At 51.5% G+C, this 10,909-nt stretch carries 10 protein-coding genes and 4 pseudogenes; 4 read left to right on the plus strand and 10 right to left on the minus strand.

Annotation, left to right across the window (positions count from 1 at the left end; genetic code table 11):
- From AC1DWM_RS29435 to AC1DWM_RS29475, 9 genes and pseudogenes are all read right to left on the minus strand, one after another.
- The coding region (locus AC1DWM_RS29435; RefSeq protein ID WP_477796819.1) for an oligosaccharide flippase family protein at positions 1-518 on the minus strand (518 nt) is incomplete at its 3' end.
- Positions 519-637: 119 nt separating this feature from the next.
- Positions 638-1,210, minus strand: a complete 573-nt coding sequence (locus AC1DWM_RS29440; RefSeq protein ID WP_223517277.1) for an acyltransferase — start codon at positions 1,208-1,210, stop codon at positions 638-640.
- A gap of 1 nt (position 1,211) precedes the next feature.
- A complete protein-coding gene (locus AC1DWM_RS29445) occupies positions 1,212-2,321 on the minus strand; it encodes a DegT/DnrJ/EryC1/StrS family aminotransferase (RefSeq protein WP_223517279.1) in 1,110 nt (369 codons plus the stop codon).
- Positions 2,321-3,190: a glucose-1-phosphate thymidylyltransferase RfbA gene (rfbA, locus tag AC1DWM_RS29450; protein ID WP_223517281.1), complete on the minus strand. Its 870-nt coding sequence runs from the start codon at positions 3,188-3,190 to the stop codon at positions 2,321-2,323. Before rfbA ends, AC1DWM_RS29445 begins: the two co-directional genes overlap by 1 nt.
- Positions 3,191-3,201: 11 nt before the next feature.
- Positions 3,202-4,260 carry a dTDP-glucose 4,6-dehydratase gene (gene rfbB / locus AC1DWM_RS29455; protein WP_477796820.1) on the minus strand — a complete coding sequence of 353 codons (1,059 nt, stop codon included), beginning with the start codon at positions 4,258-4,260 and terminating at the stop codon, positions 3,202-3,204.
- Between the two features lie 32 nt (positions 4,261-4,292).
- The gene (locus tag AC1DWM_RS29460) at positions 4,293-5,357 is read right to left on the minus strand and encodes an LPS O-antigen chain length determinant protein WzzB (protein ID WP_477796821.1); all 1,065 of its coding nucleotides are present in this window, start codon (positions 5,355-5,357) and stop codon (positions 4,293-4,295) included.
- 251 nt (positions 5,358-5,608) lie between these two features.
- Positions 5,609-5,755, minus strand: a pseudogene (locus tag AC1DWM_RS29465) (HU family DNA-binding protein); the annotation flags it as partial.
- Between the two features lie 10 nt (positions 5,756-5,765).
- A complete protein-coding gene (locus AC1DWM_RS29470; protein WP_223517286.1) occupies positions 5,766-5,945 on the minus strand; it encodes a hypothetical protein in 180 nt (59 codons plus the stop codon).
- 120 nt (positions 5,946-6,065) lie between these two features.
- Entirely contained in the window at positions 6,066-6,203 is a 138-nt protein-coding gene (locus AC1DWM_RS29475; RefSeq protein ID WP_223517288.1) for a hypothetical protein, read from the minus strand.
- Between the two features lie 47 nt (positions 6,204-6,250).
- On the opposite strand from AC1DWM_RS29475, the pseudogene AC1DWM_RS29480 reads away from it, so the two are divergent.
- From AC1DWM_RS29480 to istB, 4 genes and pseudogenes are all read left to right on the plus strand, one after another.
- A pseudogene (locus AC1DWM_RS29480) lies at positions 6,251-7,129 on the plus strand (transposase); the annotation flags it as partial.
- A gap of 195 nt (positions 7,130-7,324) precedes the next feature.
- Positions 7,325-7,744 (plus strand): hypothetical protein, encoded by a 420-nt coding sequence (locus AC1DWM_RS29485; RefSeq protein WP_477796822.1) that lies wholly within the window; start codon positions 7,325-7,327, stop codon positions 7,742-7,744.
- Positions 7,745-7,836: 92 nt separating this feature from the next.
- A pseudogene (locus AC1DWM_RS29490) lies at positions 7,837-8,722 on the plus strand (IS21 family transposase).
- A pseudogene (gene istB, locus AC1DWM_RS29495) lies at positions 8,715-9,516 on the plus strand (IS21-like element helper ATPase IstB). The pseudogenes AC1DWM_RS29490 and istB overlap by 8 nt, the downstream one beginning before the upstream one ends.
- 249 nt (positions 9,517-9,765) lie before the next feature.
- On the opposite strand, the gene AC1DWM_RS29500 reads toward istB, so the two are convergent.
- Complete coding sequence (locus AC1DWM_RS29500; RefSeq protein WP_477796823.1) at positions 9,766-10,893, minus strand: EpsG family protein; 1,128 nt, start codon at positions 10,891-10,893, stop codon at positions 9,766-9,768.
- Positions 10,894-10,909: the final 16 nt, after the last annotated feature.

The raw sequence follows: 10,909 nt of genomic DNA on the forward strand, positions 1-10,909 counted from the left end.
ACCGGCAGTACGACAACAAAACGGAGAGTCGCGACCAAAGCACTAAAGCCACTTAACCATACCAACTGCTCGGAGCCGGTAACAACACCGCGGTAAAGGCCGCACATCCAACGCATGGCTACGTTGATTGCCATGATTTGCACTGAAAGAGTCACTACATCAAGCGGTAGTTTTTCTACATTAAGCCAACGGGTGGCAACCAAACCGGACAGTAGATACAATCCAGCGCCGCCCAAAACAGCGACAAGCATGAATATCAGGCTGAGCGCGCGGTAAAGCTGACGATACGCCAGAGCAGGCATCGTACCGCTATGGTAGCGTGCGGTTTCACGAGCAATGGTAGGCGTCAACCCCATGTCAAGTAACCCGAACCAAGCCTGCAACATGGTGAAGAAGCCAATCAGACCATAGGCCTCTGCGCCCATATACTTGATATACAAAGGCAAAATAAGTATGCCTATCAAGGTGACGTAAATCTGACTTATATAGCTTGCAAATATGTTACGCCTCAGAGACAAGATAGATATCAACCTTAATAGTTTAGCATGAATAAATTAAAGAATTTTACCCGCCACATATCATGAGGAAGTTAAAGTCGCGAAACAAAAAAGCAATATGAAATCTTATATTATTCGATTTAAATACATATCTGGTTTTTTAAAAAAGCCTGCTCCAATGCCAGCAAGTCTCTTTTTCTTTCCTTGATTCTTCGGACGGGAACACCTGTGTAAATCCCAAACTCCGTACAACTTTCAGAGACCAAACTCAATGCGCCAACAGCGACACCTTCGGCAAGGGTTACACCAGGAAGAACGATGCTGCCACAGCCAATAATCACATGACGGCCAATAGTGACATCTGCGAAATTGATGTTGGTAAACTCCTCGGAAACCATTGGATTGGTCATACTGGAACCACTATAGTCATCATTACTACTATAAATTGCAACTTTCGATGAGATGTTACTGAAGTCGCACAGAGTTATTTTCCCGGCGCCGATGAGCGAAGTGTATACAGCAATATGAATATAGCACCCGATTTCAATACCACCGATGCCCGCAGAGAGCACGCAGAAGTCATCGATCCGCACATTATTGCCAATGACGATGTTTGCGCAATTATAGTAGGCGGCTTTGTCGGAAAGGCGCGAATTTTCTCCTACATGGGAGAACCCCATCTGTTCTATTTGTTCGCGGCTGAGCAGTCCCATCTCAAGCAGCCCTCACGACATGGATAATTCGGGCGAGGTCATCACTGGTGATATCTGAATAAATTGGCAGGCAAAGAACCTTCTCGGAGACCTCATTAGCTACAGGAAGGTTGTTGCGCTGCGCCGATAACATGCCCCGATACATTGGGAATTCGCTGATTAGCGGATAAAAGTATCGTCGTGAAAAAATATTGCTATCTTTAAGTTTCTGGTACAACTCATCACGACTTAAAGGGTGATCCGACTCAATTAAAATCGGAAAATACGAGTAGTTCGCAGCGGCCTGACTGCCGCCCTCTACGATTCGAATACCGTTTACCCCCTGGAGTTCCTCACGATATATCCTGTCAACTTCGCGCCGACGGGCAATTACTTGGTCGATATGCTTGAGTTGCAATAAGCCAAACGCTGCATTGATTTCACTCATTTTCCCGTTAATACCGGGAGCGACCACGGTGATTTCATCAACAAAACCAAAGTTCTTCAATTGATCAATACGTTTCTTGGTCTTGGCATCTGGACAAATAATTGCCCCACCTTCAAAGGTATTGAAGACTTTTGTAGCATGAAAGCTCAGCACACTCAGATCGCCATGCCGCAAGATGCTGCCTCCGGCGTCTTTTACACCGAAGGCGTGAGCGGCATCGTAAATCACGCGTAAGTTATAGTTGTCCGCGATCTTCTGAATAGCCTCGACGTCGCAAGGATTACCGTAGCAATGCACCGGCATAATGGCGGTAGTCTGCGGAGTAATGGCAGCTTCGACCTTTGCAGGATCGAGGTTAAGGGTGTGAGGATCGATATCGACGAATACTGGCTTAATGCCATTCCACAACAGTGAGTGGGCGGTGGCAACGAATGAATACGGTGTAGTAATGACCTCGCCAGTTACGCGCAGTGCCTGCAATGCAGTGAGTAACGCAATGGTACCGTTATTGAACAGCGCAATATGCTCGACACCGAGGTAGTCGCATAGCTGCTGCTCCAACTGCTGATGCATTGGGCCGCCATTGGTGAGGATTTTTTTGTCCCAAATTTGCTGCAAATAAGGGATGAACTCTTCCAGCGGCGGCAGGTAGGGTTGGGTGACGTAAATCGGTTTTTCGCTCATTACTTGTCCTCGACCAACGACAATAGATACTGACCATAGCCGTTCTTGCTCAGAGACTGGCCAATGCCACGCAGATTGTCCACGCTCAACCAACCATTATTAAAGGCRATCTCTTCCAGGCAGGCTACCTTGTAGCCTTGGCGCTTCTCGATAGTTTCCACGAAATGCGCCGCTTCCAGCAGGCTTTCGTGGGTGCCAGTATCCAGCCAGGCGAAGCCACGGCCGAGCAACTCTACGTGCAAGTCTCCTCGCTCCATATACGCCTGATTAATGCTGGTAATTTCCAGCTCGCCACGCGCAGAAGGCTTGACTTGTTTGGCGATATCAATCACGTCGTTATCGTAAAAATACAACCCAGTCACGGCATAGTGGGATTTTGGTTTGAGCGGTTTTTCTTCGATGGAGATGGCGCGCTTGTGCTCGTCAAACTCAACCACACCGAAGCGCTCCGGGTCCTTGACCTGGTAGCCGAACACGGTAGCGCCTTTGCTGCGGGCAACTGCCGCGCGCAGCATGGGACCAAAACCTTGGCCGTAGAAGATGTTGTCTCCCAGCACCAGGCAGACGTTATCCTGGCCAATAAACTCTTCACCAATGATGAAGGCTTGGGCCAAGCCATCCGGCTTGGGCTGCACCGCATAGCTAAGGTTGATGCCTAGATCGCGGCCATCCCCGAGTAAGCGCTGAAAACCACTAATGTCTTCTGGTGTGCTGATTAACAAAATGTCACGGATACCCGAGAGCATTAGCACCGACAGCGGGTAATAAACCATCGGTTTGTCATAAACCGGCAGCAGTTGTTTGGACACGCCCTTGGTGATGGGGTAGAGCCGGGTACCGGAACCGCCGGCGAGGATAATGCCTTTCATGTACTGCATCCTTATGCCTTAACGCCCAGGCGCTCACGTTGATAGCTGCCATCTTGTACGCGGCGGCACCATTGCAGATTGTTCAGATACCACTCAACGGTCTTACGAATCCCAGACTCGAAGGTCTCGATGGGCGTCCAGTTAAGCTCGCGCTGAATCTTGCTGGCGTCGATGGCGTAGCGCAGATCGTGGCCGGGGCGGTCTTGGACGTGGGTGATCAAGCTGGCGTGCGGGCAATGTGGCGAGTCGGGCCGTAACTCGTCGAGCAGAGCGCAGAGCGCATGCACCACCTCGATATTTTTTTTTTCGTTATGACCGCCGATGTTATAGGTTTCGCCGAGCTCGCCTTCGGTGACTACCTTGTACAGCGCGCGGGCGTGATCCTCGACATGGAGCCAATCACGAATCTGATCGCCTTTGCCGTACACAGGCAGTGGCTTGCCTTCCAGGGCGTTGAGGATGATCAACGGCACAAGCTTTTCCGGGAAGTGGTACGGACCGTAGTTATTCGAGCAATTGGTGATCAGCGTCGGCAGCCCATAGGTACGACTCCAGGCGCGTACCAGGTGGTCGGAACTGGCCTTGCTGGCTGAATACGGCGAGCTGGGCGCGTAAGGCGTGGCTTCGATAAACAGTTCGGCTGGATCGTCGAGATCGCCATACACTTCATCGGTGGAGATATGGTGAAAGCGAAACCCGGCTTTGCGGCTGTCGTCCAGACCTTGCCAATACTGGCGAGCAACTTCCAGCAAGGTATAGGTGCCAACGATATTGGTCTCAATAAACGCCGCGGGGCCGTCGATGGAGCGATCAACGTGACTTTCCGCCGCCAGATGCATCACGGCATCGGGATGATGCTCGCGAAACACTCGCTCAACTTCGGCGCGATCGCAGATATCCACCTGTTCGAAGGCGTAGCGCTCGCTACCGATGATGTCAGCCAGTGATTCGAGATTGCCGGCGTAGGTGAGTTTATCGAGGTTGACTACCGAATCATTGGTGTTGCGAATGATCTGGCGAATAACCGCAGAACCAATAAAGCCGGCGCCGCCGGTGACGAGAATTTTCATTCTTCACTCTTTTTAGCTGTTGCGAAGCGTTATCAGTTTACTTGCTGGCGACGCTTCGCCGACATGCTACGAATCAAGGCAATAAACACACCTAGCATACCGCCAAGAACAACCCCAAGAGCCAGTATCAGCGCTTTTTTAGGTTTGATTGGAGTGTCGGGAGCTTCGGCAATATTATCCAAGGTGAAAACCGCAACGTTAGTTGGACTCACGCTAACCTTGGATAGAAAATCCAGTTGATTTTCAAAATCGCGTAGACCGGCTATAAATGGGTCGTCATTCGTGCGGCTTTGCAGCACTGCCAGTTCGGCGCGAATGGCCTTGGCACCGCGCATATACATCAAATTGCCATCAACGAACTGCTCCAACTCACCATCCGACGATGTTCTGCTGGCTTTGACCTGCGGCGCTTGCACACCCACTTTATCTGCAACGGTTAAAGCTTCTTGCAGGCGAGCAATTCGGTCTTCACGAAGTTTTCTGGCACTCTCGCGCAATACCTCAATTCGACTCTTGATCGACTTGACTCGCGTACTGATTTCAGTCTTGGCTGTATCAACCATATCTTGCCGAGTCTTGGCCGCCGCCCGTTCGACGTACAAGTTTGCCCACTCTGCCGCCCTGCTCGACACTGCGGACTGCACTGCCACTTCGAATCGATCTGGGTTGTTCTTAATATCAGGATTGCTGATGACCAGTTTCTTGTTTAGAGCCTCCCGAAGCTGATCCTTTGTTTTTGAGCTTGCGTCAGCTTCCTGCGCGGGAAGATAGACCTGCTCGAAAAAGCTATTGCGCTGCCCCTCTGAACGAAGGTTCTGAGTAAACATGGAATAAACTTTTTTCTCAGTAAATTCTGKCAGCCCAGCCTCCGCTCGCCCCAGATTATAGCCAACGATATCTGCCAAGCGAGGCGGCAACAAACTGGTTTTTGCCTCGTAGACTGCCGCGGACAAAAAGGCATAACTAGCGGCTACGACTGCAGTCAACAGCGTCACAAGAGCAATCAGCAGCTTTTGCTTCCATAGATTCTCAAGCAACTCAACTAAATCAATCTCGTCCGAGGGTTGGTAGCTGTTTACGGGTGGGATCTGACTCACTGAAACTCCGGATCAAGAAAAAATCAATATCGTCAGCTCAGCAATGGGGATGGGGACTAAAAAATCCGCTCGCAATCCTTTGATTCTTTGACCTGGATAAAAGCCTCTCCTTGAGACGCGCCAAAGAAGAGATTCCTCACTGCCGACACGAACTATAAACTCAGCACGGCATTCTCTCAGATATGCGAACTATTACAAGACTTGACAGACCAGACGCAAAACTGACCTTCCCGTCAGTCCCTACAACGCCATTACTCCTCCTCATTCACCCGATCCCGCAACTCCTTCCACGGCTTGAAATGCGGAACGAACTTGCCATCCAAGCTTGCGCAATCGCCGGTCTTAGGGTTACGCCCGACCCGTGGCGCACGGAAATGCAGGGAGAAGCTGCCAAAGCCACAGGATAGATCAGCCCGGATACTGCGTCGCCTGCAGGTTTTCCCGGGCCTTTGTGACGTAGGCGAGCGTCACCGCCACGGCAGCCATTGCCACTGGGTTGAAGCTAAATACCAAGCCCGCCAAAAACGCTGTGACGGTCGCCGCCAGGCGGCCCTGCTGAACGAGTTGCAACCTCGATTCAGCGTCCATTCAGTTTCTCTGCGCGGCCGTCAACTCAGATACAAGCTGTTGAGCCGTCGGCAGCTTGGTGAATACAAGTGCCCCGTCGATCGCGACAGCCGGGACCGTGAGAACGCCCTGCCCCACCGCTTAGTCGATGTTCTTAACGATGTCGATCTCGCTCCAAACCGCTCCGCCGGGAAACGCTGCGAGCACGACGTCCTTGAGGTCGAGCCTGGACACGCTGCAGTTGCCGCATCCATCAGCATAAAAGACTTCGATCTTCATTGTTCAGCGTCCACGGGCACATGCTTCAGCCCATTCAGGATGGGGCAGTCAACTGGAGCGATCCGGGCCTGAGCACCCGCGCCGCGCGTGAGTACCTTGAAGGCCTCGATGAAGAGGCTTTGGCCGAAACGCTACCGAAACGCCTGTCGCTGGCGGATCCTCAAACCCACTGGACCGCTGCTCCTGCCGGCCCAGCTTTCTACGCTTACTCCACGAATTATCTGATCGATACCGAGCACGGCGTGATCATGGATGTGGAACCCACACCGGCTCATCGAACCGCAGAAGTCGAGAGCACCAAGACGATGATCGATCGGGTCGAAGCGCAGTTCGACATCAAGCCAGATCGCCTCATTGGCGACACCGCTTACGGCACAGCGCCGATGCTGGCCTGGATGGTGGAGGAAAAAGACATCGAACCGCATGTGCCGGTGTGGGACAAAACTGAGCGCAAGAACGACAGCTTTTCGAGTAACGATTTCCACTGGAATGAAGAGGCTGAGGAATACCGCTGCCCGGCCGGCAACGTATTACGCGGCGAATGGCGAGCCTTCAAGAACGAGCGTTCACACGTCACAGAAGCCAACACCATCATCTTCCGATCCATGCAGACCGACTGCGCGACATGTCCGATGAAAGCCAAGTACTGCCCGAACACTTCGATTCGCAAGATCGTCCGCAGCATCCATGAAGCCGCTCGTGATGTGACTCGACGCATCGCGGCGACGCCGGAGTACGTGCGCTCTCGCCACGAACGTAAGAAGGTCGAAATGTTGTTCGCCCACCTCAAGCGAATCCTGAAACTGGATCGCTTGCGACTACGTGGCATGAGTGGCGCGTCCGATGAGTTCACGCTGGCGGCCGCGGTACAGAACCTGCGACGTCTGGCCAAACTTGCATCTCAAGGGCCACCTTCTACGGGATAGGTGCGCCTGCACGAAGCTAAAAACCTCAAACTAACCCATTAACAGAGCAGCAAAGGTCAACGAAGGGCCGAGAAACCACTCAATGTGGTGATTAGGTTCTCCGGTGGTGGTCGTGCCTGAGTTCAGGTGAGCTGAAAATCCGACTTTTTCAACAGAATCGGCCAAAAGCGGACACCCAACCCTCGGCGTCCAGAGATGTCAGCGCGTCACCAAGTGGACCCCACCTGCTTCGCCATCGCAGCAGCTTATCTGCTAATCGGATTCCCTATTCATGCCCTGTTGATTCCTGGAAGCACAAAACAATCGCCTCACCCCGTCATTATAGAAACACGCAATACATCAGAGCTTCGCCCCGATACTACCAATCACCTGTTCTTGTTGATTGGCGCCATGTTGACGATTCTGGCATTGGTCGTATCAGGTATCTCAGTACACCTGCTCAATGTCCTCAAGCAATTGGGGATCGCGACCGCTGTGACCTTGGCCATCGGCATGGTGATTGGGCCCTCGCAAGTCGCGGCACGGCTGGCAGAGTTTTCCATAGTTAGAAATCTCCACCCAACTTGGTCCGCACGAGCCGGTGTGTTGCTTTTGTTGCCGCTGACCGAAAACTGACCCAGTAAAGGCTGTTCTGCCGACTGAAAACTGACCCAGGCGTTCAACTGCTCCTCCTCAATTTTTGAGCAGGAGAACACAGGGTGATCAGCATGGAAATGATGGGCAAAATTCGGTGCATGTATTTTCGCGACAAGCTGTCGCTGCATCAGATTGCCAAGCGTACCGGGCTGTCGAGAAATACCATCCGAAAATGGGTCAGAGCGCCCGAAGCAGCTCAGCCGGCTTACCAGCGGTGCGCAGCCTTCAACAAACTCAGTCCGTTTCACCAGACGCTGGAGCAGGCGCTCAAGGCCGATTCGTTTCGGGCCAAGCACAATCGCAGGAGCGCCAAAGCACTCTTCGAACAGATCAAGGCCGAGGGCTGCGACGGCGGCTACAGCCAGCTCACCGCCTTCATACGTTCGTGGCGCGGTGAGCAAGGCAAATCCTTACGGGCCTTTGTACCGTTGACGTTCGCCCTCGGTGAGGCCTTTCAGTTCGACTGGAGCGAAGAAGGCCTGCTGATCGGTGGCCTGTTTCGACGGATCCAGGTTTCCCACATGAAGCTGTGCGCCAGTCGCGCATTTTGGTTGGTTGCGTATCCCAGCCAGGGCCACGGACTGGCAGCATTACATCCCGCTTATCGAACGCAAGCCCGGTGCGCTGCGCAATGGCGCTCCGTTTGCCGATCTGCCGAAGCCGTTGCTGCTTCTCAAGCGCGGTCTGAGGCGTCACGCCAATGGTGATCGGGTCATGACGCAGGTACTGGCGGCTGTTCCCATCGCCGGGCTCGATGCCGGGTTGGTGGCTGTGGAGTTGGTACTTGAATCAGGCAGCTTGAGCGCTGACCACATCCTGAAGGTTCTGGCACGACTGACATCGACAGCAGCCCCTCCGTCCGCCGAAACCAGCCTTCAACTCAAGGTGGCGCCTGTCGCCAATACCGCGCGCTACGACCGGCTCCGTACCACCGATGAAGAGACTCGCAATGCGTGATCTTATGGCGGAACTCAAGGAGCTGCGTCTGCATGGCATGGCCAGCGCCTGGGAAGAACTTGCGTCCCAAGGCGAAGCCTCGACGGCGTCGTCGAAATGGCTGCTCGAACACCTGCTTCAACAGGAACATGCAGATCGCGCCGTACGCTCGGTGAATCATCAGATGAACATGGCCAAACTGCCCATGCATCGTGATTTGGCAGGCTTCGACTTCAGCGCTTCCAGCGCAGACGCCCGCGTGGTCAGGGATCTGTCCAGCCTGGAGTTCACCGATACCGCGCAGAATGACGTGTAATTGGCGGGCCTGGAACCGGCAAAACACACCTGGCCACCGCCTTGGCCGTGTCCGGAATCACGACGCATAACAAACGCGTGCGCTTCTACTCCACGGTGGATCTGGTCAATTTGCTGGAGCGCGAAAAACACGAGGGTAAGGCGGGCCGAATCGCTCAAGGGCTGCTTCGCACAGACCTGGTGATACTCGATGAACTGGGTATTTGCCTTTTAGTCAGAGCGGTGGTGCCCTGTTATTTCACCTGCTGTCCAAGCTATACGAGCACACCAGCGTGGTCATCACCACCAACCTCAGCTTCTCGGAATGGTCAAGGGTGTTCGGTGACGCCAAGATGACCACGGCGTTGCTGGATCGGCTGACGCACCACTGCCACATCGTCGAAACAGGCAAGGAGTCCTACCGCCTGCAACACAGCAGCTTGGTCGCCCAGACAAAGATCAAATCACGTGAGCGAAAGCGCAAGGACAGTGACGGCACAGAGGACGATGAACCGTTTTGATCGACACCGGGAATACCCTGCCGTATGCCTGCATGCGGTGGGGCTTAGTGCCTATGTCAGCGGGACAGTGCTGCTAAGCTTATCCACAATTACTGATGCAAAAATCAGCAATCGGCCCTAGGTCAATTTTCAATCGGCAAAGTGGGTCAATTTTTCATCAGCGCCACCACCCAACCTATCAAGCTGTCTTACAGACAGGCTAATAATCTGCTGGGCCACTATATTTTTTAAACCCAAGCCTCCACAAAATCAAAACTTAGGAACAATATCAATGTACGGAAGCAACGGATATAAAAAATTAGACAACGGATACCTTATCAGCACATTTATATTTGAAATAAACAAACACAAAATCAACAACAAATACRGAACATATCTAAAAGAGCCCTTTACATCCACTCTCAACATAAAAACGCTAAAAACAACAAAAGCGAACTGCCAAAGCCTATCACCTATAGCACCAAGAGACGTAGCAAACACCAAGGCGGACAATGCAGGGACTGAAGAAATTAAAAATGKCAACAAAATCCTTCCTTCGGCACCCATTGACTCCAAGACGCATTTTCTCGACGACACGATTTTATAGAAAAAACCCCCAACTAATAATATGCCCGCCAATGAAATACTATTAAACCCAACCGACCCAACATATTTGCCGCTATAGTCTTCCATCTTACTTACATTCAATAGCGCAATAGCCTTGTCAACCACTAACCCACTCACCCCCAATCCGAGTCCTGTCAAGGCAAGTCTTAAAGCACTTTGGCTGAAAAAATTATAGAACAACCAAAAAAAACCAAAAAAACAAAAAACAAAAGCCGCCTGCACGTGAAATGAAATAGAAGAAACCAGGAGAACAAAGCCTATAAGTTTTCTATCTTTTAAAAGGCAATACCCACCAAAAATAATTAAAGTCAAAGCACAACCGGCGCGTATTGCATTAGCCTCAAACAATGTAATCGCGTAAATGTTTATCAGCACGATCCAGGCCCAATTTATACCAAGCCTTCTCATTATGAAAACCCTCGTCATTAGCGATATCGTAGCGATTAACGCGTAGACTAACTCTGGACTTTCAGTGATAAAAAACAGAGCCCTCACAAACAGTACAAAACCAACCTCCAACAGGCCTGAAGGGGGAACACTTACGTAAATAATTGGCAAATTACTTTGCAGCGATAAAAAAATATCACTCAGCTGCATTTTTTGTATAGCGTCAAAATAGCCTATATAAAAAATATAATCATATGAAAAACTTTCCCGCGCAGAATAAAACGAACAGAAAGCCAATATTAAAAATAGTACATATAAATTAAAACTAAAAAGACTTCGCGCCGCAGAATAAACGACGCCAAACCCTTGCTGTTTTTCTTGCACTTAATTACCCCTTACC

Source organism: Pseudomonas sp. P4_C8 (assembly GCF_056401975.1).